Origin of the sequence: Aquabacterium sp., from assembly GCF_041915145.1 — a bacterium.
Lineage (GTDB): Bacteria > Pseudomonadota > Gammaproteobacteria > Burkholderiales > Burkholderiaceae_C > Aquabacterium.
In genome coordinates this window covers 22,140-48,411 of record NZ_JAYSBZ010000008.1, presented here as the reverse complement: position 1 = coordinate 48,411, position 26,272 = coordinate 22,140, and the positions used below count along the sequence as shown (strand labels likewise).

Genomic DNA, 26,272 nt, shown 5'->3' with positions numbered 1-26,272 from the left:
TCCGCCCCCACGAAGCCGGTGGCATCCGCGGTGCCGCAACCGACCAGCGCGCCGGCCCAGCCTGGGTTGCCACCCTTCGATGGGGTGATCAAGGGCGCCAAATCAGACGCCGGCCTGATCGCGGTCTGGAGCCGTGACGACAAAACCTGGCTCGAAGTGCCGCAAGCCCTGCTCGACAAGCCGCTCTTCCTGTCGCCCAAGTTGTCCAGCGGCATCGGCGAGGCCGGCCTGTACGGTGGCTTGATGGCCAGCCGGTGGGGGGACTTCGGAAAGCCGCAATTGGTGACGCTGCACCGGGTGCACAACCAGATCCAATTGCTGGCGCAGAACACTGCTTACGTCGCCAAGGAGGACAGCGCGCAGGCCTTCGCCATCAAGGCCGCGTACTCGCCGAGCCTGCTGGGCGCGGCCCCGGTGCTCAGCCAGCCGCACGGCGAGCGCAAATCCATCCTGATCGACGCGCAAGCGCTGTTCATGAGCGATCTGCTGGGCACCGCCATGCATCTGCAGCGGGCCTACCGGCAGAACTACGTGTTCGATCCGCGCAATTCGCTGATCACGCAAGCCCACGCCACCAGCAACGGCGCGGTCATCGAAGTGCAAAGCCACTACGCCACCAATGTGCTGGCTTTCGCTCAACCCAATCCGCTGCTGCCGATCCAGCCGCCTGCCCCCACGACGCCCGGCGCCGTTCCGGACGCGCGCAGCCTGTTCGTGACCGTGCACTACTCGCTGACGCGCTTGCCCGATGCACCGATGGCCGGCCGCAAGGCTGACCCTCGCGTGGGCTACTTCACGACGCGCGTGAGCGATTTCTCCGACGACCTGGCACGCACCCCCAAACGCCATTTCGTTAACCGTTGGCGACTGGAGAAAAAACAACCCGATGCCGCGCTGTCCGAGCCGGTGCAGCCCATCACCTACTGGCTGGACCGGAGCATCCCGGCGGCCTACCGCGAAGCGATCCGCTCGGGAGTGCTCGAATGGAACAAGGCCTTCGAGCGCATCGGCTTTCAGAACGCGATCGTGGTGCGCGATCAGCCGGCTGACGGCAGCATCGACACCCTGGAAGTGGGCCACGCCTCGATTCGCTGGATGACCAACAGCAGCCCGATCTTCGGCGCCATCGCCCCCACGCATGTCGACCCGCGCAGCGGCGAAATTCTCGACACCGACATCGCGCTCGAAAGCCTGTCGTCGCGCGCCGTGCGGGCGCTGCGCGCACAGGTGCTGTCCACCACCGGCACCGCTTTGCCAGTCGACGCGATGCTGCCGGCCGCTGCCGCACCGAGTCAGCCTCTCGATACCTGCTCGTTTGCCGACGACGCCGCCCAGCAACTCGACTACGCCCTCGACACGCTGAGCGGTGCCGACGGCTTCGACCCCGACAGCCCCCAGACTCGTCAATTCGTGCTCGACTACCTGAAAGAAACCACCCTGCACGAGGTGGGCCACTCGCTGGGCCTGCGGCACAACTTCAGCGGCTCCAAGCTGTACAGCGCGGCGCAGTTGGCCAACCCTGCCTTCACGCGTGAGCACGGCCTCACCGGGTCAGTCATGGACTACCTCGCCATCAACCTGCCGCCTCCTGGCAAGGTGGGCGGCACGCCCTTCACGACCACATTGGGCCCCTACGACTACTGGGCCATCGAGTACGCCTACAAGCCGATCCCGGCGGATCGCGAGGCGGCTGAGCTGCTGACGATTGCCGCCCGCAGCCAGCAACCCGAATGGCGCGCCGCGTTGGCCTACAGCACTGACGAAGATGCCGCGTTGGGCATCGAGCCCGACAGCGTGCAGTTCGACCTGGGCGCCGACACACTGGCCTACGCGCGCGGCCGGGTCGACATCGCCCGCGACATCGTCGGCAAACTTGCCACGCGCCAACTCAAGCCGACCGGCGACTACTCGCCGCTGCGCCACTCGCTGGGCTTTGCCATGAGCGACCTGGCTCGCGCCGGCCATGCCCTGACGCTGCAGATCGGCGGCATCCACACCCGGCGGGACTTTCCTGGCAGCGGTCGCGCTCCGCTGGAGCCCGTCGACGCGGCCACGCAACGCGCCGCGCTGCAACTGCTGCTGAAGGATTTTCTGGCGCCCAACAGCCTGCCCGTGTCGCCCCAACTAGAGAGCCGACTGGCGGTGGACTATCTGGCCCGCTCCGATGCGCTCGAAGAAGGCCACGCCAACGTCGCGACCGACTTTTCGTATCCGCAAGCCCTCGCCGAGCTGCAGCGCAGCATCCTCAACCCGCTGATGAGCGAAGAGGTCGGCAACCGCCTGCTCGACCACGCCAGCGACGCGCCGACGGCCTTCACGCTGCGCGAGCTGCACCAAACCCTGCAGACCGCCATCTGGAGTCGTCAGCCCATGGGCGACACCGGCACGCGCGACCAGCCTGCCCTGCGGCGCAATCTGCAGCGCGAGCACGTCACCCGCCTGGCCGCGCTGCTGCTGCGCCCGAGCCTGACCAGTCGAGCCGACGGTCGGGTGGTGGTGCGCGAGCAAGCGCGCAGCCTGCTCAAGCACCTGCGTGCCGAGTCGAGCCGCGGCGCGCTCGACGCCGTGACCCGAGCCCACCTCGCCGATTGCGCGGACTTGCTGGAGCGCGCCATCAACGCCCCGCTGCAACGCGGTACGCTGTGAGGCTTCGCACCCACTGACCGACATGGACGATATCGACGCCCTCTTCGCCGCCGACGGCCCGCTGGCCCGCGCCTTCGAGGGCTATCGCGTGCGCCAGCCGCAAGTCGAGATGGCGCGCCGCGTGACGCAGGCCATTCGCGAGCGCGGCACCGTGGTGCTCGAAGCCGGCACCGGCGTCGGCAAGACGGCCGCTTACCTGGTGCCCGCCCTGCTCGAAGGCGGCAAGGTGATCGTGTCCACCGGCACCAAGACGCTGCAAGACCAGCTCTTTCACCGCGACCTGCCCGCCGTGCGCGCCGCGCTGGCGGTGCCCGTGAGCATTGCGCTGCTCAAGGGTCGCGCCAATTACGTCTGCCACCACCACCTGGCCCGCGCCGAGCAAGAGGCGATGCTTGCCAGCAAGCAGGAGGTGCGTGATCTGCGGCAAGTGGCGCGCTTCGCCGAGCTGAGCAAGACCGGCGACAAGGCCGAGTGCGCCACCGTGCCCGAGACCGCCACCATCTGGCAGCGCGTCACCTCGACCCGCGACAACTGCCTGGGCGGCGAATGCCCCAGCTTCACAGACTGCTTCGTGCTCAAGGCGCGCAAGCAGGCGCAGGACGCCGACGTGGTCGTCGTCAACCACCACCTTTTCTTTGCCGACCTGATGCTGCGCGAAGAAGGCGTGAGCAGCCTGTTGCCCTCGGCGCAAACCGTGATCTTCGACGAAGCCCACCAGCTCACCGACACCGCCACGCTGTTCTTTGGCGAGACGGTGTCGAGCTCGCAACTGCTTGAACTCTGCCGTGACGCGCTGGCCGAAGGCATGACCGAGGCGCGCGATGCCACCAACTGGCCCACTGCACTGGCGCCGCTCGAGCGTGCCACCCGCGAGCTGCGCTTGTGCTTCGGCCCCCAGCAGCAGAAATTTGCCGCCGTGCAGTTGCCCGACCCGGCCGCTTTCGCGACAGCCCTGGCCAAACTGCGCGACGCCTTGAGTGAGGTGAGCGAGTTGCTTGGCTCGCAAGCCGAGCGCGGGCCCGGCCTGGCGCAACTGCATCGCCGCGCCAACGAGCTCGAACAACGGCTCGCGCGCTGGAACACCCCCGAGCGCGACGACGAACCCGAGCTGTGCTGGGTCGATGTGATGGCGTCGAGCATCCAACTGCACCGTACGCCGATCTCGGTGGCCGAGCTGTTCCGGCGCCAACGGCTGGGGCCCGACGGCGATGAGCCGGAAGCCGATCCAGCCGAGGCTGACGACGACGCCTCGCTCGCGGCTGGCAACCTGGACGCCGAGCCCGACGAGTCCTCGCCTGACGACGACCGCCCGGCCCCCAAGCAGGCCTGGATCTTCACCTCGGCCACCTTGGCGGTGAAGCAGAACTTCAGCCACTTCACGCGCGACCTGGGCCTGGACGATGCGGCTTGCCACGCCTGGGCCAGCCCCTTCGACTACCCGCAGCAAAGCCTGCTCTACGTGCCCGACGGCATCCCGGAGCCATCGCACCCGGGTCACACCGATGCCGTGGTGGACGCCGCCCTGCCCCTGCTGCGCGCCAACCGCGGCCGAGCCTTCGTGCTGTGCACCTCGCTACGCGCCGTGGAGCGCGCCGCACAGCGGCTGCGCGAGGCGTTCGAGGCCGCTGGCGACGAGATCATCGTGCTGCAGCAAGGCCAGATGGCGCGCGGTCAACTGCTCGATCGCTTTCGAGCCGCCGGCAACGCCGTGCTGGTGGGCAGCCAAAGCTTCTGGGAAGGCGTGGACGTGCGCGGCGAAGCACTCTCGCTGGTGGTGATCGACAAACTGCCCTTCACCCCGCCCGACGACCCCGTGCTTGCCAAGCGGCTGGAGCTGCTCGCCAAGGAAGGCGGCAACCCGTTCATGGAGCATCAGGTGCCGCAGGCCATCATTTCGCTCAAGCAAGGCGCGGGGCGCCTGATACGCGGCGAGACGGATCGCGGGGTGCTGATGATTGGCGACACGCGGCTGATCACCAAGCACTACGGCAAGCGCATCTGGCAAAGCCTGCCACCGATGCGCCGCAGCCGCGTCGAAGCCGATGCCGTGGCTTTTCTGCTCAACGCCGAGCCAGCCACAACCGACGCCGCCTCGTCCGACGTCAACGAAGCAGCGGCATAAACCGCGCCGCCTCGGATTCAGGAGCTTGGGCCACCGGCCCCGCCCCCTCAGATTTCGAGGTTGTCGATCAGGCGCGTCTTGCCGATGCGGGCCGCCGCCAGCGTCACCAGCGGCACGCCACGGCTCAGGTCGTCATCGGTCGGGGCCTGCAGATCGGCCCGGCGGCGCACCGTCACGTAGTCGACCGACCAGCCGCGCTGCGCCAGCGCTTCGGTCTCGGCCTGCTCCAGCGCGGCGATGTCACGCGTGCCACTCTTCACCGCCTGCTGGATGCGTTTGAGTGTTTGCGAAATCTGCACCGCCTGGGCGCGCTCCTCGTCGCTCAGGTATCCGTTGCGCGACGACAGCGCCAAGCCGTCGTCCGCCCGGCCGGTATCGCCCGCCACGATCTCGATCGGCAGTGCCATCTGCCGCACCATCTGGCGCAGCACCATGAGCTGTTGGTAGTCCTTCTTGCCGAACACCGCCACGTCGGGCTGCACGCAGTTGAAAAGCTTGTTGACCACCGTGCACACGCCGGTGAAGAAGCCGGGGCGGAAGTGGCCTTCGAGGATGTCGGCCAACTCGGTGGGCGGCACCATCTTGTAGCCCTGCGGCTCGGGGTAGAACTCGCGCTCGGACGGGGCGAATACGAAGTCGCAACCGGCGGTATCGAGCAGCGCGGCGTCGCGCTCAAGCGTGCGCGGGTATTGGTCAAAGTCTTCGTGCGGCAAGAACTGCAGGCGGTTGACGAAGATGCTCGCCACCACCACCCCGCCCTGCGCCGCAACGCGCTCCTTGGCCAGGCGGATCAACGACAGATGCCCCTCGTGCAAATTGCCCATGGTCGGCACAAAAGCCACCGGGCCGCGAGCGGCCAGCGCTTGGCGCAGCTCGGCAATGGTGTGGACGATACGCAGCGTCATAACAATCCAGGTAATCAGTAGCCGTGCAACTTCTCGTCGGGGAAGCTGCCGTCTTTGACGGCCGCCACGAAGCGGCGGATGGCGTCTTCGGTCGTGCCGCCTTCGGCCGTGAAGTCACGGGCAAAGCGGGGCAGCTTGCCGCGCGTGAGGCGCAGCATGTCGTACACCACCAGCACCTGCCCGGCCGTGGCTTGGCCCGCGCCGATGCCGATGGTCATGACGCCCGGGTTGTCGGCCTGCACCTGCGCGGCCACGCTGCTGGGCATCAGTTCGAGCACCATCATCGCGGCACCAGCGTCGGCCAGTTCCTTGGCGTGGCGGCGCAGCGTGTCGGCCCCGGCCTCGTCGCGCCCCTGGATGCGGTAGCCGCCCAGGGCATGCACGCTCTGCGGCGTCAAACCCAGGTGGGCGCAGACGGGGATGCCGCGCTCGGTGAGAAAGCGCACGGTGTCGGCCGTCCAGCCGCCGCCTTCGATCTTGATCATCTGCGCGCCGGCCTGCATCAGGGCCACGCTGGAGCGCAGCGCCTGCTCGCGGCTCTCTTGGTAGCTGCCGAAGGGCAGGTCGCCCACCACCCAGGCGGTCTGGTTGCCACGCGCCACGCAGCGGGTGTGATAGACCATGTCGTCGAGCGTGACCGGGATGGTGCTGGCCTGCCCCTGCATCACCATGCCGAGCGAGTCGCCTACCAGCAGGCAATCGACGCCCGCGCCGTCGAGCAGCCGCGCGAAGGTGGCGTCATAGGCCGTGAGCATGGTGATCTTGTCGCCGGACTTGTGCATCTCGCGCAAGCGGTGCAAGGTCACGGGCTTGCGCGTGGCAGGCGCTTCAGCGGCGGTGGCGGCAACGGGAGAAGAGGCGCTTTGACTCATGGATGGCAGATGCTCGGTGAGCAGCATTCGAGGCACGAAATTCTAGGGGTTGACCGATGTGGCGTGCGCGCATCCGTCGGTCAAGGGGCTTGCGTTCAGGATGGCTGGTACGCCAAGCGCACGAAGATCGGCGCGAAGGCCTCGGCCTGGGTGATTTCGAGCAGGCGCTCCTTGGCCAGCTCCAGCATCGCGATGAACGTGACCACCACGACCTGCGTGCCGCGGCTCACATCGAACAGGTCTTCAAACTCGACGAAGCGCTTGCCCTGCAGGGTGCGCAACACCATGGACATGTGCTCGCGCACCGAGAGCTCTTCGCGGCTGATCTTGTGATGCTGATTGAGCTTGGCGCGCTTCAGGATGTCGAGCCAGGCATCGCGCAGCTCGTCGAGGCTGACGTCGGCGAAGCGCGGCTTTTCGGACGGCTCGATGAACACCTGCACCCGCATGAAATCGCGCCCCAGCAGCGGGATCTGATCGAGCTTGGCCGCGGCCTGCTTCATCTGTTCGTACTCGATGAGGCGGCGCACCAGCTCGGCGCGCGGGTCCTCGGGCTCCTGGCCGCCCTCGGTCTTCTTGGGCGGCAGCAGCATGCGCGACTTGATCTCGATGAGCATGGCCGCCATCAGCAGGTATTCGGCGGCCAGTTCGAGATTGGTCTTGCGGATCTGGTCGACGTAGGTGAGGTATTGCCTCGTCACGTCGGCCATCGGGATGTCGAGGATGTTGAAGTTCTGCTTGCGGATCAGATACAGCAACAAGTCGAGCGGACCCTGGAAGGTTTCGAGAAACACCTCCAGCGCATCGGGCGGAATGTAGAGATCTTGCGGCAGCGCGAACAGCGGCTCGCCGTACAGGCGCGCCACCGCCACGTTGTCCACCAGCTCGGGCAGGCCGCTGGCGTCCACGCTGACACCCGCGCCCGAAGGCGCATCGTCGGCCAACACCTCGTTGGTCATGCGATCAGCCGGTCAGGCCGAACCGAGCCCCTGGCGGAGCTCAGTGACCCTTGGTCTGGTAGACGTAGGGCTGCTGCGCCACGCGGGCGCCGCGCCACTCGGCCTGCGCCTGACGGTCTTGGGGCTTGTCCCACAGCAGACCGCGCCCTTCGCGCTGGCGCGCTTCCAGCGTCGGGTCGGCCTTTTTCAGCGACTCGATGAATTGCGTGGCTTCGGATTGGTAGGGTTTCCAGAACAGAGGCATGGTCAGGGCGCGAAGAGTTGAGTTACAGGCAACCGTTCATTTTACGACCGAGTCTCGGCCACGGTTGAGCATTTGCGCCATCGGAGCTTGACTCTCAAGCGTCATCCCGCCATGCCATGATCGCCGGCATGCAGGAAATCGAACTCAAACTGGTGGTGCCCGGCACGGCGCGCGAGTCGGTGCTCCGGGCTCTTCAACACCAGCCGCACGCGGACGGGAGCAAGCCGCTCCAGCAACGTCTGATGGCCGCCTACTACGACACGCCCGACCGCCGCCTGGCTCATGCCGGCATGGCACTGCGTGTACGCAAAGAGGGCCCCCGATGGGTACAGACGCTCAAGGCCGGCGGCCCCAACGCCTTGCAGCGCCTCGAACACAACGTGCCGCTGCGCGTGAAACGAGGCGCCCGCCCGACGGTGGACCCGCAACGCCACGCCGGCACCCCTGCTGGCGAGGCGCTGGCGACTGCCCTGGCCCCGCGCGAGAGCGACGCGCACGCCCCCGAGCTGATCGAGCTCTACCGAACGGACATCCAGCGCCGCAGCAGCGAGATCAGCGTGCCGGGCGGCGTGCTGGAGCTCGCCTTCGACGAGGGCTGGATCGCGACGGGCGAGCGCCGCGTGCCGGTGTGCGAACTCGAGATCGAGCTGGTGAGCGGCGAACCGCAAGCCGTGATCGATCAGGCCCGGCACTGGATTCGGTCGCACGGTCTGTGGCTGGACGTGCACACCAAGGCGCATCGCGGCGATCACCTGGCTCGAAGTGTCGACCCTGCTCCAGCCGCTCCCGCGTTCCCGCCGTTGCCCGCCGACGCCACGCTGGGCGTTGCCTGGCAACGCATCCACACCACCTTGCTCGACGCCCTGCTCGACAACGCCAGCAGCTTGAGCAGCGATCGCGGCACGCCTGACCATGTGCATGCGCTGCGCGTGGGCCTGCGCCGGCTGCGTTCGACCTGGAAGCTTTTCGCGCCGCACGGGCTGGCGCCTGGCGAGGCGACGCAGGATGCGGCTGTCGCGCTGTTTCGCCAGCTCGGCCCTGTGCGCGACGCCGATACGCTGACCATGCTCTGGCCGCGCTTGCAAGCGGCCGGTTGCCCCAACTTGAACCTGCCGTCAACGGCCCAGACCTTGTCGGCGCCCGACCTGCTGCGCGGCCCGTCAGTCAGCCTGCTCTGGCTGGATCTGCTCGAGACTGCGGTAGCCGGCTCCACCGCTGAGTCAGCCGATCGGCCCGCCCGTGCGCCGATCAACGAACGCCTGCGCCGCTGGCATCGGCGTGCGGCCAAGGAAGCCAAGGCCCCCGACCTCAACGAGGCTGCTTTGCACGAACTGCGCAAGCGCCTCAAGCGCCTGCGCGACGGCGTCGAGCTGGGGTTGGTCTTTTTGCCCCGCAAGGCCGCGCGCCGCCATCTCGGCGTCCTGCGGGAGGCCTTGGACGCACTGGGCGCATTCAACGATCTGCTGGTGGCGCAAGCCCGATTTCATGCTGTGACCGAACATGAGCCGCGCGCCTGGTTCGCGCTCGGCTGGCTCGCCGCCCATCGACAGCAGTCGCTGCACGCCGCCGAAGCGGCACTCAAGCGCTGGCGCCGGGCTGAGGGCTTCTGGCGGGGGTGAGTACCCCTGCCAGCGCGGCAGACAAGTCGGCAAACACGCTGCCCGGCCCCAGACGCTGGTCGAAGCCCGAACGCGCCATCAGGCCCAAGGGCTGCTCGTTCACGTCGCACAGCACCAGGCGCGCGCCGAGACGCTCCAAGGCCTTGTGCAACTGGGCCAGCGCGTCGAGCCCGGTGGTGTCCATCGACACCAGGCGCTGCATCTCCAGCACCACCACCTCGGTGCCCGCCGGCACGGCCTCTTCGAGTGCCTCCAGCTTGGCCACCGCGCCAAAGAACAGTGAGCCGTAGAGGCGATACACCCTCACGCGCTCGGGCACGCCGTCGAGGTGCAGGCGTTCAACCCGGAACAGCGAACTCATGCGGTAGATGAAGAAGAGGCATGCCAGCACGAGCCCGGCCTCCACAGCTACCGTGAGATCGAACACCACGGTCAGGAAAAACGTGCCCAGCAAGATGGTGCGGTAGGTGGTGTTGAACTGCCGCAGTCGCAAGAACTCGCGCCACTCTCCCATGTTCCAGGCCACGAACATGAGGATGCCCGCCAGCGCGGCCAGCGGAATGTTGCGCGCCAGCGGCGCCCCCACCAGCACGATGACGAGCAGCACCAGCGCATGCACCATACCGGCGACCGGCGACGCTGCGCCCGAGCGCACGTTGGTGACCGTGCGGGCGATCGTGCCCGTGGCCGGGAGGCCGCCAAAAAACGGCGCGACGATGTTGGCCACGCCCTGCGCCATCAGCTCCTGATTCGGGTCATGGCGACGAACCTCGGTGAGGTTGTCGGCCACCCGCGCGCACAGCAGCGACTCGATGGCGCACAGCAGCGCGATGGTCAGCGTCGGGATGAACAAGTGCTTGGCCGATTCCCAGCTCACCGTCTGCATCTGCAGCGACGGCAGCGACTGCGGTATCCCGCCAAACTTCGATCCGATGGTTTCAACGGGCAGCTGCAAAAAATAGGTCGCGGCTGTCGCAGCCACCAGTGCCACCACCGTGCCGGGGATCTGCGTCAGCACGTTGAGCACCGCGCCAAACTGGTCGCGCTTGTAGGTCTTGGGCCACAAGATCACGATCGTCAGACTGGCCGACGCCAGCGCCACCGCATGCAGGTTGAACGTGTGCGCGTGCGCCCACAGCACGCCGATCAGCGCAAAAAAATCGCCCGGCAACTTGGGCGTCGTCAGCCCCAGAAATTCTTTCACCTGAGACAAACCGATCAGCACCGCGATGCCGTTGGTAAAGCCGATCACGATACTGACCGGGATGTAGCGCACCAGCGCACCAAGCCGAAACAGACCCATCAGCACCAGTATCACGCCCGCCAGCGTGGTGGCCATCAGCAGGTTCGCCAGGCCGTAGCGCTCGAGAATGCCGTAGACGATCACGATGAAGGCCCCGGCAGGCCCGCCGATCTGCACTTGCGAGCCGCCCAGCGCCGAGATCAGAAAGCCGGCAATGATGGCCGTGAACAGACCCTGTTCCGGTTTGACGCCCGACGCAATCGCGAACGCCATGGCCAATGGCAGCGCCACTACCCCCACGGTGAGCCCGGCCCCCAGGTCACGCAATAAATGCTGACGCCCGTAGCCCTTCAGACTGTCGAGCAGGCGCGGCCGAAACGCGTGCAGCGGAACAGGGATGGACCAGCGTGCCACGGCCCGTCCTCCTCAACGCACCCGCATGCCCGGCTGCGCGCCGGCGAAGGGCTCCAGCACGTAGATGCCGGGGTTCTTCTTTTCGTCGGCATGCGAGGCCGCCAGCACCATGCCCTCGCTCAAGCCGAACTTCATCTTGCGCGGCGCCAGGTTGGCCACCATCACGGTCAGCTTGCCGATCAGGTCTTCAGGCTTGTAGGCCGACTTGATGCCCGAGAACACGTTGCGCGTCTTGCCCTCGCCCACGTCGAGCGTCAGGCGCAGCAGCTTGTCGCTGCCTTCGACGTGCTCGGCATTGACGATCTTGGCGATGCGCAAGTCCACCTTGGCGAAGTCGTCGATGGTGATGGTGGGCGCGATTTCTTCACCACCTGGCTTGGGCGCCTCGACCACGGCCGGCGGCGCCTCGAACAGGGCTTCGAGCTGCTTGGCCTCGACGCGCGTCATCAGGTGCTCGTACTTGCGGATCGTGGTGACCGGCGTGGCGCGCTGCGACCACGCGAGCGGCGTATCGAAGCCCAGGAAGGCGAATGCCTTGGCCGTGATCACGGGCAGGATCGGGTTGAGGAAAAGCGTGAGGTACTTGAACGCTTCCAGGCAACCCGACAGCACCTCGTGCAGCTCGCTATTGGGCGCATGCTGCGCGGCGTCCTTGGCCAGATCCCACGGCTTGGCCGTGTCGAAATACTGGTTGATCTCGTCCGCCGCCGCCATGATGTCGCGGATCGCCCGGCTGTACTCGCGCTTGTCGAGCGCATCGGCGATGGCGTCTTGCCGGCTCGTCACCGCCTGCAAGGGGATCAGACGCAGCGGCTGACCGTCGTCGTCCACCAGGCGGGCCAGCGCCCCCTCGAAGTACTTGTGGACGAAGTTCGAGCAGCGGCTGGCGATGTTGACGTACTTGCCGACGAGGTCGGCGTTGACCCGCGCCATGAAGTCTTCGGGCGTGAAATCGACGTCTTCTACCTTGGCATTGAGCTTGGCGGCGATGTAGTAGCGCAGCCACTCGGGGTTCATGCCCAGGCTCAGGTACTTGAGCGGGTCGAGGCCCGTGCCTCGGCTCTTGGACATCTTCTCGCCGTTGTTCACGGTCATGAAGCCGTGCACGTTGACGGCGGTGGGCGTCTTGCGACCGCTGAACTTCAGCATCGCCGGCCAGAACAGGGTGTGGAAGTAGACGATGTCCTTGCCGATGAAGTGCACCTGCTCCACGGCTGGGTCGGCGACGAACTCGTCAAAGCTCTGCGAGGTGCGCGAGGCTTCGTGCCAGTGGTTGGCGGCCTGACCGCGGTCGAAATGGTTCTTCAGGCTGGCGAGGTAGCCGATCGGGGCGTCCAGCCACACATAAAAATACTTGCCCGGCGCGCCGGGGATCTCGATGCCGAAATACGGTGCGTCGCGCGAAATGTCCCAGTCGGCCAGGCCGGCTTCGAACCACTCGCTGGCCTTCTTGACCATCTCTTGCTGCAGGCCGCTGTTCTGCGTCCACTCCTTCAGGAAGGACACCACCTCGGGGTCGGACAGCTTGAAGAAGTAGTGATCGGACGTACGCAACTCGGGCGTGGCGCCGGTGAGCGTGGAGTACGGGTTCTTCAGCTCGGTGGGGCTGTAGACCGCGCCGCAGGCTTCGCACGAGTCGCCGTATTGGTCTTTCGCGCCGCACTTGGGGCACTCGCCCTTGATGTAGCGGTCGGGCAGGAACATGCCCTTGACCGGGTCGTAGAACTGCTCGATGGTCTTGGTCGAGATCAGCCCCTCGGCGTGCAAAGCCCGGTAGATGCCCTGCGCCAGTTCGGTGTTCTCGGGCGTATCGGTGCTGTGCCAGTTGTCGAAACGAATGTGGAACCCGTCGAGATACGGCTTGCGGCCGGCGGCGATGTCGGCCACGAACTGTTGCGGCGTCTTGCCGGCCTTCTCGGCCGCGATCATGATCGGCGCGCCGTGGGCATCGTCCGCCCCCACGAAGTGCACCATGTGCCCCTGGCCCCGCTGGAAGCGCACCCAGATGTCGGCCTGGATGTATTCCATGATGTGGCCGATGTGGAAATGGCCGTTGGCGTAGGGGAGCGCGGTCGTGACGAAGAGCTTGCGGGTCATGGTGTTCTTTAAAGCGTTCAGCCCATGGATTTTAGAGACAGGGCCCGGCGGCGCCAGCGGGCTCACGCTAGACTGACTCGTCCGCGGCCCGCCGCCTGACGTTTTATTGCCCACCGCCCCAGCCGTTTTGTTCATGTCCCTCACCGAATCGACCCTCCTGACCGCCCTGAGCGCCGTGATCGACCCCAGCACGGGGCGCGATTTCGTCTCGACCAAGCAACTCAAGAACCTGCGCCTGAACGGCACCAGCGTGTCGTTCGACGTGGACGTACCCTACCCGGCGCAAAGCCTGTGGCCGATCTGGACCGAAGCCTTCACCCAGGCCGCGCGTTCAGTCGGCGCCCAGCAAGTCACCCCGCATTTCAAGACCCAGATCGTGGCGCACACGGCCCAGCGCGGCGTGCCCTTGCTGCCGGGCGTGAAAAACATCATCGCCGTGGCCTCCGGCAAGGGCGGCGTGGGCAAGAGCACCACCTCGGCCAACCTCGCCCTGGCGCTGGCCGCCGAGGGGGCGCGGGTGGGCATCCTGGACGCCGACATCTACGGCCCCAGCCAGCCGATGATGATGGGGCTGTCGGGCCGGCCTGAGAGCCCCGACGGCAAGATGATGACGCCGCTCAAGAGCCACGGCGTGCAGGTCAACTCCATCGGCTTTCTGGTGGACGAAGACGCCCCGCTGATCTGGCGCGGCCCGATGGCCGTGCAGGCGCTCGACCAACTGCTGCGCCAGACTGCGTGGGACGACCTCGATTACCTGATCGTCGACATGCCTCCCGGCACCGGCGACATCCAGCTCTCGCTGAGCCAGCGCGTGCCGCTCACCGGCGCCATCATCGTGACCACGCCGCAAGACATCGCCCTGCTCGACGCCCAGCGCGGCCTACGCATGTTCGAGAAGGTCAACGTGCCGCTGCTGGGCATCGTCGAGAACATGGCCGTCTTCCACTGCCCGAAGTGCGGCCACGAAGAACACCTCTTCGGCGCCGACGGCGGGCGCCGCATGGCCGAGCAGCACGGGCTCGATCTGCTGGGCTCGCTGCCGCTGGCCCTGCACATTCGCGAGCAGGCCGACTCGGGCGCCCCCACCGTGGTGAGCGCCCCGGATAGCGACGTTGCGGGTTTGTACAAGTCCATCGCCCGCCGCGTCGCCGTGAAAATCGGCGGGCTGGCCAAGGACTATTCGAGCAAGTTCCCGACGATCACGGTATCGAGCAAGACCTGAGCATTCGGTCGCCCCCAGACATGCCAAATTCAACAGCGAGCGAGGCGCTCGAGCCCGCCCACCAAGCCTTGCCAGTCTGGGACGCTGGTCTCGACTGGCTGCCCGTGGGCATGGCCTGGATCGACAGCGCCGGCACGGTGCTGCGATCCAACCGGGCGTTTCAGCGACTCACGGGTTTCGTCTGCGGCCCGCTCGAACACGCCCCCTCCGAGTTGCAGCAGTTGCTCGGGTGGCCGCAAGCCGCTGTCTGGCACGCGTCGTTTCTCGATTCATCGACAACAACCGTTTTGGCCGATCTGCCAGCCTTTGAGGCATCGGGGCGCGTCACGCCAGCCGGCGGAGGCAGCAAGCGCCTGAAGGCTCGCTTGCATCGTCAACAAGCCAGCAAGCCGGCCGCCCCGGCCTACCTCGCACCGCACCTCACCTGCGTGATCGAAGACCTGCAGACCCTGGATGAACGTGATCTGGCGCGCTTGCAGCTCGAAACCCTGATCGAAGCCGCCGGCGCCGGACTGGCCACTTTTTCAGACGCGGCATCGCCAAGCCCGCGCACCGCCGTCGAGGCCGGTAACCGCGCCTCGCAGCCACCTCAAGCCATGCCACGCGTCGATGCAGCCTCGTCGCTGGGCCTGCAATCGATCAGCCGCGACACCGTTTCCGCGGCCACCTTGCCCGAGTTCGAGCGCGTCAAGAAGGCCATCAAGCACGGCGAGCAGGTCGATGCCCGCTACGCCATCGAGCACCCCGAGTTGGGCACGCGCTGGCTCTACACCCACGTCGAACCCGGCAACCTGGCGTCGGGCGAGCGCACCACCTCGGTGGTCACGCTCGACGTGACCAAGCAAATCGAGGCCCAGCACCGCAGCGAGCGCCTGCTGCACGAGCTGACCACGATTCTCGAAAGCAGCCCCGCCGGCATCGCCTATGTGCGCGGCCGCAACTTCGTGCGCAGCAACCGCCGTTTCGAGCGCATGCTGGCTCTGGCCGCCGGCAGCACGGCGGGCGCGCATACCCAGCAGACCCTGGCCCACGTGCCGCATGGCCTGCGGTTGATCAGCGAGACCGAAACCGCGCTCAAGACCAACGAAACGTTCGAAACCGAAGTCGGCATCGCGCTGCCCAATGGCGGGCATGTCTGGTACGCGCTTTCGGTACGCCGCCTTAGTGCCCCGGACGGCGGCGAGGTCGAAGCCATCGCGGTGCTGACCGACATCACCCGCCGCAAGCTGCAGCAGCTCGAACTGGAAGCCATGGCCCGCGACCGCGAGCTGATGTTCAACCTCTCGGGCGTCGGCATCGCCTTCGTACAGCACGGTCTCATCCAGCGCGCCAACGCGGCGCTGTCCCTGCTGCTGGGCCGCCCCGGGCAGTCGCTCACGGGCATGGAATGGACATCGCTCTACGCGCAAGGCCAAGACGCCGGCGGCACGCAGGCCAGCACCGTACCGCCCCGCCCTGACCACGACTGGAGCGCCGAGCACGCCCTGCGCCGTGCCGACAGCAGCCGGGTCTGGGTGCAGATTACGCAGCGCTTGGTCGACCCCGCCCAGCCCGATGCCGGCGTGATCGTGTCCTGCGTCAACGTGGACGACCGCCACCGCGCCGAGCAGGTCGTGACCCTGCAAGCCGAGCGCACCCGCGCCATCCTCGATTCCGTCTTTGTCGGCATCGTCACCGTGGGCGACCGGGGCATCGAGTGGATGAACCGCTCGGCGCGCCGCATGTTCGGCGGCGATCTGGCCGACTTCTTCAACCAGCCCATCAGCACGGTTGCCACGCAAGAACCCGAACACCCGTTCCGCGACACCGCCTACCTGCAGCAACTGCTCGAAGGCCAGGCGCACACGTTTGAATGCCAGGTCATGGCGCGCGACGGCCGCACCTTCTGGGTGGTGGGCAATGCCGTGGTCACCACCGGCCAGCGCGGCCGGCGGCAGATCACCTACGCCCTGCTCGACATCGAGCGCCGCCGCCAGGCCGAGGCCCGCACGGCCGAGGCCCAGGCTTCGTTGCAACGGATCATCGAGATGGCCCCACTGGCCATCACGCTGCGCGACGCCCGCACCCTGCGCGTGCTGCAGATGAACCAGCTGGCCGCCTCGATTGCCGGCATGCCGCGCAACGACGCCATCGGCAAGACGCCCGAAGACATCTACCCGTCCGATGTGGCGGCATCGATGCACGCCGACATGGATCTCGCGTTGAGCGGCGGCCAAGTCCTGCAACGTGAGTACCGTACCCAGCACGACGGCAACCTGCAGATCTGGGACGCCCGCTACCTGCCCTTGAGCAAACCCGGGTTGCCGCCCGATCAATTGCTTCTCGTCGCAACGGACGTGACCGACCAGCGGGCGGCCGAAAAGGCCAAGCTGCAAGCCGCCATCACCCAGCGCGATCTGCTGGTGCGCGAGGTGCACCACCGTATCAAGAACAACCTGCAGGGCGTGGCGGGCCTGCTGCAGCAGATCGCGGCCAAGAAGCCCGAAGTCGCCCCGGCGATCTCGGAGGTCGTCGGCCAGGTTCAGGCCATTGCCCAGGTCTACGGCTTGCAAGTCGGCAGCGGCGGGCCGCTCAAGCTGCGCAGCGTCATCGAGGCCATTGCCCAATCGGTGCAACGTACTTTCGGGCGTCCCATCGCGCTGTCGGTCACGGGCGATTGCGCCCACGAGTGGATGCTGCCCGAGGCGGAGTCGATCCCGATCGCGCTGTGCATGAACGAATTGCTGGCCAACGCGATCAAGCACGGCGCACCCGGCGACATCCAATGTTCGCTTGCCTGCAACGAGGCGGCGGTGCGCGTCGAGATCAACAGCCCAGGCACGCTGCCGCCCGATTTTTCGCTCGACCGCTTCCCGGGCGGCGTATCAGGCCTGGGCTTGGTGCGCGCGCTGCTTCCACGACGCAGCGCGCAGTTCAGCCTGACGCAAAACAGCAACCGGGTCTTGGCGACCATCGATATCAAACCACCGGGCGTGTCGCGTTTGATGCCAGGCACCCCTGCCGAAGAGCCTACTGGTCAGCAAATCACTCTTTGGCCACAATGAAACAAACGAGTTGTTGCGCATGGCCACGCCAAAAACGGGTCAAATGGCTTGACTCTCGGGTGCCGGGCAGCAAGGACAAGAAATGAACAAGGGCAAGATTCTGGTCGTGGACGACGATCGCCTGGTGCTGGCGACGCTTACCCACGGCCTTTCGCAGGCCGGCTACGAAGTCATCGACGCCGATAACGGCGACGACGCCATCCTGCTCGCGCGGGAACACAAACCCGATCTGGCGCTGCTCGACATCCGCATGGAGGGCAAGACCGGCTTCGACGTGGCAGCCTATCTGCGCGACTACTGCCAGATGCCGTTCATGTTCCTGTCGGCGTTCTCCGACGACGCCACGGTCGCGCAAGTCAAAGAATTGGGCGCGGTGGCCTACTTGGTCAAGCCGCTCGACATCCACCAGATCGTGCCGGCCGTCGAGGCGGCATTCTCGAACCTGCGCTCCCGCACGGCCACGCTGGCCACTCATAGCGCGGACGATCGCACCGTGGCGAGCAACGAACCAGTCGTGCATGAGGCTGAGGAACCGGCTGAAGCGGTTTCGGCGCCGCCATCGGCCGATGCCGAATCGGTCACCGTGGCGGTGGCCATGGGTATCGTGATGCACCGCTACAGCCTGTCGCGCCAGCAAGCCCTGGAGCGCCTGCGCAAGGTAGCCGGCTCACAACAAATCAGCCTCGAAGCCCACGCGACCCGTCTGATCGAAGCGCAAGAAACGCTCAGCGAACTCGGCCCCGAGTAAGCCCTGCTCAAGGGCGGGACGGCGCACCCGGATCAAGGGTGAAATAGAACGTCGTCCCCTGATCCACCTCGGACTCCGCCCAGATCTGCCCGCCATGCCGGTGGATGATGCGCCGAACCGAGGCCAGCCCAACCCCCGTGCCGTGGTAGTCGTTGGCGCTGTGCAGGCGCTGGAACATGCCGAAGAGGCGGTCGGCGTAACGCATGTCGAAGCCGACGCCGTTGTCGCGCACCGCGTAGACCCATTGGCCGGCACGCCCGTCTTTGAGCTCACGGGTGAATTCAATGCGGGCTCGGGCCTTCTTGCCGCTGTACTTCCAGGCGTTGCCCAGCAGGTTTTCAAGCACGATGCGTAGCAGCATGGGGTCGCCATCGGCCTGCATGCCCGGCGTGATGTCGATGTCGATCAGCCGATCGGGCGTCTCTTTGCGCAGATCGTCGATCACGAAGCTGGCCAGCTGCGACAGATTGACCGGCTGCCGCGCCATGGGTTGACGCGACAGTTTGGCCTGCGCCAGCAGGGCATCGATCATGCCGTTCATGCGGGCGGCAGCCCCCAGGACGCGTTCCAGATGATCGTTGCCGATGCGATCGAGCGTGCGGCCGTAGTCTTCCTTGAGGATGCGCGTGAAGCCTTCCACCACCCGCAGCGGCGCACGCAGATCATGGGACACGGCATAGCTGAAAGCCTCTTGCTCGTCGCGCAACGCCTGCTGCTCGTGATCGTCGCGGCAACGCCAGTTCAACAGCAACCACGGCGCGCGCCGGCCATCCGCCCAGGCCGCCACCAGCTTCACCTCGACATCGACCGAGCCGATCTGCTTGACCACCGCATGCGGTCGACCAAGCAGAGTCACGGAGGGCGCGTCGCGCAGCAACTCCGTCACGGCATCAACGAGATTCAAATAGGCTTGCGGCCCCAACTCACTCGGAGCATGGGCCAGCAAAGCCGACACCGGCAGCGCCGTCGGTGCGTATTCCATGTGATGGAAATACGTGGCGGCCTCGGCGTTGAGGCGAACCACCAGGCGGCTGGCATCGCTGCCGCCCCACTCGACCAGGCTGGCCGGGCTGGGCAGGCTGCGCATCACGGCATCGGCCATGTTCAGCGCGGTTGCGGCGGTGAGTTCAGACTCAGTTGCGACCAGCGGCGCCACCGGACGCAATGTGCCCTCGAATCCGATGAACTGACCGTTCGCCCCGTATCGTGGCACGCCCCTCAGCAAGAAGTTTTGCGATTGACCCGAAGCAGGCCAGGTCACCACCACATCGATCACCGGAGCCCGTGCTCGCAATCGGGTGCCGAGAACTGTTCCGGAGAACGGCCCGGATGCATCTGTCGCGCCCGCCAGGCGAGTGGACGACGGCTCCGGCCAGGTGTCCCAGACCTCCGCGCCTGTCGCCTGAGCCCAGACCCAGTGCGAATCAGGAGAACCGGCTGGCGGACGAATGGTCGTCAGGCGAAATGCCGCATCGGTCTGCCAGAACCAGACGTCGAGCAAATCGACCAGTTGGGTATTCTGTATACGTTGCGCGAAATACTGTCGGCGCAAGCGATTGCGACGGGCCAGAAAATAGGCGGCGGCCATCACCAATACCAAGCCGACGGCCAAACCGAGCCACCAGCCCGAAATAAAAGGCGTATCCGCACTGGCTGCGGCGGACTGCCAAAACGATTGCACCACGCCCAGCAACAAGGTTGCCACCACCACCGCAGCCAGCAACCTGGCCCAGGGCAAGCTTCGGCCAGCGATCGCCGGCTCGTCGTGGCGAGCATGATTCATGGTCGTGATTGTAAGGATTGGCGTCTGAATTTCCTCGGTAGTGACGCGCACTCAACGTCGTATTTGGGGGCTCCCACCGGTCATTTCGACCTTTTGCCAATTGCCAAATCCGGCATGCTTTGCATACAAACACGCGAGAGGGAAGACGAACGCGGGATCGGCGATGTCCTGCGGCGGATATTGCGTCGTCTGAATACTTACACTGGCTGGCCCATCGACATATTGGTGCCCGCCTCGTTCTAGCTGGATTGAGATACTGAGCAGTTCATGGATCATCGAGCCACCGACATCGCCGCGACTCAGCCCTTGCCTGGCACTGGCATGCCCGGCATGGCATCGGCCGACCGCGACGCGCTCGACATTGCCTTGGCGCTGGCCGACGCCGCGCATTCGGCCACGTCGCTCGGCGCTGCGCTGAGCCGGGTAGGCACCCTGCTGCAGGCCCACTTGGGAACGCGCGGCATGATGCGACTACGCATGGAAGGCTGGAACGGCGAGAACGCACTGGTGCGTCCGTGGGGCGAAACCACCACCGGGGGCATGGACCACATCGACGTATCCTCGCTGGGCACCGTGCACCGCGACGACGCGCCGATCGGCTGGGCCATCACTCGTCAAGCCGCCGTGATTTGCGAATTGCCGACCAGCTCGCACAACGAGGCTCACGCCTGGCGACCGCGCCGGGTGCACCGTGTGATTGCCGTTCCGGTGGTGGTCGATGGCGTGCCGCAAGCCGTGCTGGAGATGTACGACCCCGTGCGCCAGCCGCCGCAGTTGCCGCAATTGCTCGAACTGGCCCGCATCCAGCTTTGCGCCGCAGCACAACGCGAAGCCAACAAGGCGCACATCGCCAGCAGCACCGAGCACCTGGGCCGCCTGGCGCTGGTGGCCTCGCGCATTGCCAGCGGCGTGGCCATCACCGACCGCAACGGCACGATCGAATGGTTCAACCGGGCACTGCTCGACTTGACCGGCTGGACGAGCGATCGCGTCAAGGGAGCCACCCTGTGCGAACTGCTGTCGTTCGACGACGCCAGCCGCGCTTGCGTGCCCGAGCTCGGCGGCCAGTTCGAGCGCGGGCAGGCCTTCCGCCTCGAATACGCCGCGAATCGCCAGTCCGGCGGGGGCACGCAAAGCTACTGGGGCGAGATCGACGCCATCCAGATGCTCGACGAGACCGACAACCGTCGGCAATTTGTCTGCCTGTTCACCGACATCACCGAGCGCAAGCAGCGTGAGCATCAACGCGAGATGGAACGCGAGTTCCTTGAGGCGCTGATGGAAAACCTGCCGATGAGCCTGTTCGTGATCGAGCCCGGCACCTTGCGCATCGTGGCCACCAATCGCTACGCCGAACTCGAATTCGGCCTGCGCCGCGACGAAGTGGTCGGACGCACCGTGAGCGAGGCTCTCGGCAAGAGCGTGCTGGAGCTCGCGCTGCCCACGATGCAAGAGGCCATCGACAAGCACGCCACCATCGAGCGGGACTTTCAATGGAGCGCTGGCGGCCCGATGCTCACCATCAGCGCGCGCCACTTCGCGCTGCGCAATGCCGACGACTCCCCGCGTCTGCTGATCACGCTGGCCAGCGACATCACCGGAGCCCGCCGTGCGCAAACCGATCTCGAGGAGTCCGAGTTGCGCTATCGCGAACTGGTCGAGTCGATGGAAGACTGTGTCTACGTCGCCACGCCGGGGCGCGAGCACTATCTTTACCTGGGCCCCAGCACGCAAGACCTCTGGGGCGTCAGCGAAAACGAGATATTGCGCCGCCCCGACAGCCTGAAAGACGTGGTAATCGAAGAGGACCGCCCGCTCTTCGTGCTGCAGCAAGACCAGGAAGCCCGCTTCGAGCCGACCGACGTCACCCTGCGCATCCAGCACCCCGACAAGGGCATGCGCTGGCTGCGCCACTGCACCCGCACACGCCGGCTGCCCAACGGCGACGTACGCATCTACGGTCTGGTGTCCGACGTGACCGACGAGCGGCGTCACGCGCTCGAGCTGCAACGCGCCCGTGACCTGGCCGAGGCCGCCAGCCAGGCCAAGAGCCAATTCATGGCCAATATGAGCCATGAGATCCGCACGCCGATGAACGGCATCCTGGGCATGACCGAGCTGCTGCTGGGCACCCCGCTGTCCGACAAGCAACGGCGCTTTGCCCAGGCGGTCTACCGCTCGGGCGAGAGCCTGCTCGAAATCATCAACGACATCCTCGACTTCGCCAAGATCGAGGCGGGCAGACTCGAGCTCGCGTCCACCGACTTCTCGCTGCGCAGCGTGGTCGAGGACACGCTCGAACTGCTGGCGCCGCGCGCTCACGAAAAAGGCCTGGAGCTCAGCTTCCGTGAAGAAGCCGGCTTGCCGGCTGTCGTGCACGCCGACCCGCTGCGTTTGCGTCAGGTGATCACCAACCTGGTGGCCAACGCCATCAAGTTCACCGAAAGCGGCGAAGTGGTGGTGGACCTGCGTCAGGTCGAGCCTACCGAGCCGATCACGTCGGAAGGCCGCCCTCAATTGATGCTCGAATTCACCGTGCGAGACACCGGCATCGGCATCACCCCCGAGGTGCTGCCACGGCTGTTCAACGCCTTCACGCAAGCCAACGGCGGCATGGCCCGGCGCTATGGCGGCACCGGGCTGGGCCTGGCCATTTCCAAGCAGCTGGTGGAGCTGATGGGCGGCCAGATCGAAGCGCGCAGCGCACCCGGCATCGGCTCGGAGTTCATCTTCCGCGTCCCCATGCGCTGCGGTGACGCGGCGGACACCTCGCCGGGCGAGCACGATGGCGTCGCCATGCCCACACTCAACGTGCTGGTGGCCGACGACAACGAGACCAACCGCACGATCATCGAAAACATGCTGACGGCCTGGGGCATGCGGGTCACGCTGGCCGCCGATGGACAGCAGGCGCTGAGCACCTTGCTTGCCAAGCCGGCCGGCGAATTCGACCTGGCGCTCATCGACATGCAGATGCCCAATATGGACGGCATCAGCCTGGCCTTGGCTTTGCGGCAATCGGGGCGTCACCCCGAGCTGAAGCTCATATTGCTATCGTCGGTATCCAGCCCCGACGACGTGCGGCGCGCACAAGACGCGGGCTTCCAGCGCTTCGTGGCCAAGCCGGTGCGCAAGTCCGAGTTGCGTCAGGCGATCCTCGGCGTGTCGCCCTTGCGGCTGGACGGCTCGACCGATCTGCCCGAATTGCGCCGCACGATCCTGGTTGTCGAGGACAATCCGGTCAACCAAGAAGTCATCAGCCACATGCTGCGTCGCCTGGGCTGCCAGATCCAGGTCGCGGGCTCGGCCCTGGAGGGTCTGCGCGCGCTGTGCGAGAAGCGCTTCGACCTGGTTCTCATGGACATCCAGATGCCCGGAATGGACGGCGTCGAGGCGCTGGGCTACTTCCGGCGCGGCCGCAACGGCCGGTTCGATTTCGTCAACCCGCCCGACACACCCGTCATCGCCGTCACGGCCAACGCGCTGGACGGCGACGAGGAACGTTTCTTGAATCTCGGCTTCGACGACTACCTCTCCAAACCCTTCCGGCAAAGCCAGTTGCTGGCGGTGCTCAACAAACGCCTGAAACCCGTGTCCACCACTCCTCCCCCCCCTGGCGACACGCCACCGCCGGTCGCGTCGTCGAATCCCGCCCGGGCAACGACTGCCCAGCCGACCTCGAGCGTGACACAAGTCACATCCGCAACCGAGTCCGCGCCGATCGTGCTCGATCCGCAAGCTCTCAAGCGCTTGCGCGATCTCGACCCCAACGGCGACAACAAGCTGCTTGAGCGCGTGCTCAATGCCTTCGAGGCGTCGGTCGGCCGACTTCAGCCCATGCTGCTCGAAGCGCACGCGAATGGCGATTTAACGGGCATCAGTCACGTTGCGCACACCTTGAAATCGTCTTCGGCCAGCATCGGGGCCATCAAGTTGTCGCAGATGTGTGCCGAAATCGAGTTGATGATTCGCCAGGGGTCGGGAGGTGCCCTTGGGCCGCGCGTTGAAAACTTGTCGGTAGAAATTGACCTAGTGGTGCAAAGCCTTCGATCCCTGCTACAAAACAAGTAATGAATTCGCAACCCCTCTTCGCGGACGACGACCCGGTCGAGCAGCCTCGTGTGCTGCTGGTCGACGACGATGAAGTCAACCTGTTGTTGACCTCGATCGCGCTGCGCGAGCGTGGGTTCTCGATCACCGAAGCATCGAGCGGCGAGCAAGCCATCCACATGCTGACCGAGTGGTTGCCCGATGTGGTGGTGCTTGACGCCATCATGCCGGGCCGGGACGGCTTCTCGACCTGCAAGGAATTGCGCCATCTGCCGGGCTATGAATCGCTGCCCGTGCTCATGCTGACCGGTCTCGACGACGACGCCTCGATCAGCCGCGCCTATGAAGCGGGCGCAACCGATTTCTTCGTCAAATCGACCCAGTGGAGCCTGCTGGCCGGGCGCCTGCGCTACCTGCTGCGCGCCTCGCGCACCCGCAACGAGCTCGAACGCAGCAAGACCAAGTTGGCGCGCGCGCAAGACCTGGCCCGCATGGGCAGCTTCGACTGGCATCGCCAACACGGTGGCATCGTCTTCTCGGTCGAAGGCTTGCGCGTCTTCGGCCTGGGTGCCGGCGACCAGCTCGGCCTGCGCGGGGTGCTGCGCATGCTGGCCGAGGAGGATCGCAACGGCTTGCTGACCATCCTGCGGCAGGTGATCCACCACAGCACCATCCTCTGCACCGACATCCCCATCATCCAGTTGGACGGCCGCCAGCGCGTGGTGCACATCGAGGCCGAGCCGGAGTTCAATGAGCAGGGGGCGCTGCTGGGCTACACCGGCATCGTGCAAGACGTCACGGACCGCCGCATCGCCGAAGACAAGATCAAGCATCTCGCCAACTTCGATGCGCTCACCGGCTTGCCCAACCGCCGCCAGTTGATCTGGCGCGCCGAGCGCGCCATCGAGCACGCCAAGCGACTCAATCACCGCGTGGGTCTGCTGCTGGTCGATCTCGACCGCTTCAAGATCATCAACGACACGCTCGGCCACGCGGCCGGCGACGAGTTGCTGATGGAAGTCTCGCGCCGACTGCGCAGCTGCGTGCGCCACTCCGATCAGGTGCTCGAAAGCTCGGTCGATGCCGGCCCGACCCGCTGGCACCGCACGCTCGAAGCTGTCGGCCGACTGGGTGGCGACGAATTCGTGGCCCTGCTGCCTGAGATCCATACCGAAGCCGAGGTGCAGGGCGTGGCCCAGCACGTACTGGAAGTCCTGCGCGAACCCATCCTCGTGGGCGGGCAAGAATGCTTCGTCACGGCCAGCGTCGGCATCGCGATGTTCCCGACCGACGGCTTGAACGTCGCCGACTTGCTGCGCAATTCGGACGTGGCGATGTACACCGCCAAGGCACAAGGCCGCAACAGCGCCCTGCTCTACGCGCCGCATCTTGCTGGCAAGGGCCGCGAGCGGCTGGAGCTCGAAACCGCCTTGCACAAGGCCGTGGAGCGCAACGAACTGGTGCTGCACTACCAGCCCAAGGTCGACGTGCGCACCGCCGAGATGGTCGGCGCCGAAGCGTTGATGCGTTGGCAGCGCAACGGCGTGCTGGTGCCTCCAGCCGATTTCATTCCGCTGGCCGAAGAAACCGGCCTGATCATCCCGATGAGCGAATGGGCCATCGACGAAGCCGCCCGCCAGGCGAAACGCTGGAAAGACAGCATCGGCTTCGACTCGTCCATCGCCGTCAACCTGCCCAGCCGCCTGTTCGAGCGCGACGACCTGATCGACCGCATTCAAGACGCCGTCACCAACCAGGGCGTCAGCCACCACGCACTGCAACTCGAAATCACCGAAACCGGCCTGATGAAGGATCTGCAAGGCGTGATCCCGGCGCTCAACCGGCTCACCCAATTCGGCGTCGAGATCTCGATCGACGACTTCGGCACGGGCTACTCGTCGCTGGCCTATCTCACCACCCTGCCCATCAGCGAACTCAAGATCGACCGATCATTTGTGCGCGACCTCGGCATCACGCCACAGAGCTCGGCCGTGGTGGCCGCGATCATTGCGCTGTCGCGCTCGCTGGGGCTGCGCGTGATCGCCGAAGGCGTCGAAGACCTGCGCCAGATGCAGGTGCTGCATTCGCTGGGCTGCCACATCATGCAGGGCTACCTGTTCAGCAAGCCCTTGCCGCCCGAGCAAGTCGAGCAATGGGTGCTGCAAACGATCCAACCGCGCGCGGCGCCCTGGATCAACGTGACTGAAACGCTGACCGCGCCCTCGGGCGTGCGCGGCGCCGGCAACCGCCCACAACGCGCCGTGCCCAACGCCTGAGTCGGGCCCCTCCGCCAAGCCGCCAGCC

The 26,272-nt window shown here is 66.1% G+C and carries 15 protein-coding genes; 8 read left to right on the top strand and 7 right to left on the bottom strand.

All coding sequences use genetic code 11. From position 1 onward, the window contains the following. Window positions 1–30: 30 nt before the first annotated feature. Both ACE3SS_RS02835 and ACE3SS_RS02830 read left to right on the top strand, forming a co-directional pair. A complete protein-coding gene (locus ACE3SS_RS02835) occupies window positions 31–2,646 on the top strand; it encodes a zinc-dependent metalloprotease (RefSeq protein WP_374591093.1) in 2,616 nt (871 codons plus the stop codon). Between the two features lie 22 nt (window positions 2,647–2,668). Next, complete coding sequence (locus tag ACE3SS_RS02830) at window positions 2,669–4,768, top strand: ATP-dependent DNA helicase (RefSeq protein ID WP_374591090.1); 2,100 nt, start codon at window positions 2,669–2,671, stop codon at window positions 4,766–4,768. A 47-nt stretch (window positions 4,769–4,815) separates the two neighbouring features. Here ACE3SS_RS02830 and panC read toward each other — a convergent pair whose 3' ends face one another. From panC to ACE3SS_RS02810, 4 genes are all read right to left on the bottom strand, one after another. Beyond that, window positions 4,816–5,667: a pantoate--beta-alanine ligase gene (gene panC / locus ACE3SS_RS02825; protein WP_374591135.1), complete on the bottom strand. Its 852-nt coding sequence runs from the start codon at window positions 5,665–5,667 to the stop codon at window positions 4,816–4,818. Window positions 5,668–5,687: 20 nt separating this feature from the next. Beyond that, window positions 5,688–6,545, bottom strand: coding sequence for a 3-methyl-2-oxobutanoate hydroxymethyltransferase (gene panB, locus ACE3SS_RS02820; protein WP_374591087.1), 858 nt, complete (start codon window positions 6,543–6,545; stop codon window positions 5,688–5,690). A 95-nt stretch (window positions 6,546–6,640) separates the two neighbouring features. Then, window positions 6,641–7,504, bottom strand: coding sequence for a ScpA family protein (locus ACE3SS_RS02815; RefSeq protein ID WP_374591084.1), 864 nt, complete (start codon window positions 7,502–7,504; stop codon window positions 6,641–6,643). 40 nt (window positions 7,505–7,544) lie between these two features. Further along, a complete protein-coding gene (locus tag ACE3SS_RS02810; RefSeq protein ID WP_374591081.1) occupies window positions 7,545–7,748 on the bottom strand; it encodes a DUF3460 family protein in 204 nt (67 codons plus the stop codon). A 128-nt stretch (window positions 7,749–7,876) separates the two neighbouring features. Here ACE3SS_RS02810 and ACE3SS_RS02805 point away from each other — a divergent pair, with 128 nt between their 5' ends. After that, complete coding sequence (locus tag ACE3SS_RS02805) at window positions 7,877–9,367, top strand: CHAD domain-containing protein (RefSeq protein ID WP_374591078.1); 1,491 nt, start codon at window positions 7,877–7,879, stop codon at window positions 9,365–9,367. Here the strand turns inward: ACE3SS_RS02805 and ACE3SS_RS02800 are convergent. Next, entirely contained in the window at window positions 9,327–11,024 is a 1,698-nt protein-coding gene (locus ACE3SS_RS02800) for a SulP family inorganic anion transporter (protein ID WP_374591075.1), read from the bottom strand. The genes ACE3SS_RS02805 and ACE3SS_RS02800 overlap by 41 nt on opposite strands. 12 nt (window positions 11,025–11,036) lie before the next feature. Continuing rightward, window positions 11,037–13,121: a methionine--tRNA ligase gene (gene metG / locus ACE3SS_RS02795; RefSeq protein WP_374591072.1), complete on the bottom strand. Its 2,085-nt coding sequence runs from the start codon at window positions 13,119–13,121 to the stop codon at window positions 11,037–11,039. Window positions 13,122–13,254: 133 nt separating this feature from the next. Here metG and apbC point away from each other — a divergent pair, with 133 nt between their 5' ends. From apbC to ACE3SS_RS02780, 3 genes are all read left to right on the top strand, one after another. Next, window positions 13,255–14,343, top strand: coding sequence for an iron-sulfur cluster carrier protein ApbC (gene apbC / locus ACE3SS_RS02790; protein WP_374591069.1), 1,089 nt, complete (start codon window positions 13,255–13,257; stop codon window positions 14,341–14,343). Between the two features lie 20 nt (window positions 14,344–14,363). Continuing rightward, window positions 14,364–17,387 carry a PAS domain S-box protein gene (locus tag ACE3SS_RS02785; protein WP_374591066.1) on the top strand — a complete coding sequence of 1,008 codons (3,024 nt, stop codon included), beginning with the start codon at window positions 14,364–14,366 and terminating at the stop codon, window positions 17,385–17,387. 82 nt (window positions 17,388–17,469) lie between these two features. Further along, window positions 17,470–18,135, top strand: a complete 666-nt coding sequence (locus tag ACE3SS_RS02780; RefSeq protein ID WP_374591063.1) for a response regulator — start codon at window positions 17,470–17,472, stop codon at window positions 18,133–18,135. 7 nt (window positions 18,136–18,142) lie between these two features. Here ACE3SS_RS02780 and ACE3SS_RS02775 read toward each other — a convergent pair whose 3' ends face one another. Next, window positions 18,143–19,969, bottom strand: a complete 1,827-nt coding sequence (locus tag ACE3SS_RS02775; RefSeq protein WP_374591060.1) for an ATP-binding protein — start codon at window positions 19,967–19,969, stop codon at window positions 18,143–18,145. A gap of 216 nt (window positions 19,970–20,185) precedes the next feature. On the opposite strand from ACE3SS_RS02775, the gene ACE3SS_RS02770 reads away from it, so the two are divergent. Beyond that, entirely contained in the window at window positions 20,186–23,989 is a 3,804-nt protein-coding gene (locus tag ACE3SS_RS02770) for a response regulator (protein WP_374591057.1), read from the top strand. Beyond that, the gene (locus tag ACE3SS_RS02765; protein ID WP_374591054.1) at window positions 23,989–26,244 is read left to right on the top strand and encodes a putative bifunctional diguanylate cyclase/phosphodiesterase; all 2,256 of its coding nucleotides are present in this window, start codon (window positions 23,989–23,991) and stop codon (window positions 26,242–26,244) included. The genes ACE3SS_RS02770 and ACE3SS_RS02765 overlap by 1 nt, the downstream gene beginning before the upstream one ends. Window positions 26,245–26,272 lie beyond the last annotated feature (28 nt).

Bases quoted from the DNA above. Each gene is read 5' to 3' on its own strand.
- ACE3SS_RS02815 (WP_374591084.1), bottom strand. From the start codon at position 7,504: ATGACCAACGAGGTGTTGGCCGACGATGCGCCTTCGGGCGCGGGTGTC.
- metG (WP_374591072.1), bottom strand. From the start codon at position 13,121: ATGACCCGCAAGCTCTTCGTCACGACCGCGCTCCCCTACGCCAACGGC.
- apbC (WP_374591069.1), top strand. From the start codon at position 13,255: ATGTCCCTCACCGAATCGACCCTCCTGACCGCCCTGAGCGCCGTGATC.
- ACE3SS_RS02805 (WP_374591078.1), top strand. From the start codon at position 7,877: ATGCAGGAAATCGAACTCAAACTGGTGGTGCCCGGCACGGCGCGCGAG.
- ACE3SS_RS02785 (WP_374591066.1), top strand. From the start codon at position 14,364: ATGCCAAATTCAACAGCGAGCGAGGCGCTCGAGCCCGCCCACCAAGCC.
- panB (WP_374591087.1), bottom strand. From the start codon at position 6,545: ATGAGTCAAAGCGCCTCTTCTCCCGTTGCCGCCACCGCCGCTGAAGCG.
- ACE3SS_RS02830 (WP_374591090.1), top strand. From the start codon at position 2,669: ATGGACGATATCGACGCCCTCTTCGCCGCCGACGGCCCGCTGGCCCGC.
- ACE3SS_RS02810 (WP_374591081.1), bottom strand. From the start codon at position 7,748: ATGCCTCTGTTCTGGAAACCCTACCAATCCGAAGCCACGCAATTCATC.
- ACE3SS_RS02765 (WP_374591054.1), top strand. From the start codon at position 23,989: ATGAATTCGCAACCCCTCTTCGCGGACGACGACCCGGTCGAGCAGCCT.
- ACE3SS_RS02780 (WP_374591063.1), top strand. From the start codon at position 17,470: ATGAACAAGGGCAAGATTCTGGTCGTGGACGACGATCGCCTGGTGCTG.
- ACE3SS_RS02770 (WP_374591057.1), top strand. From the start codon at position 20,186: ATGGATCATCGAGCCACCGACATCGCCGCGACTCAGCCCTTGCCTGGC.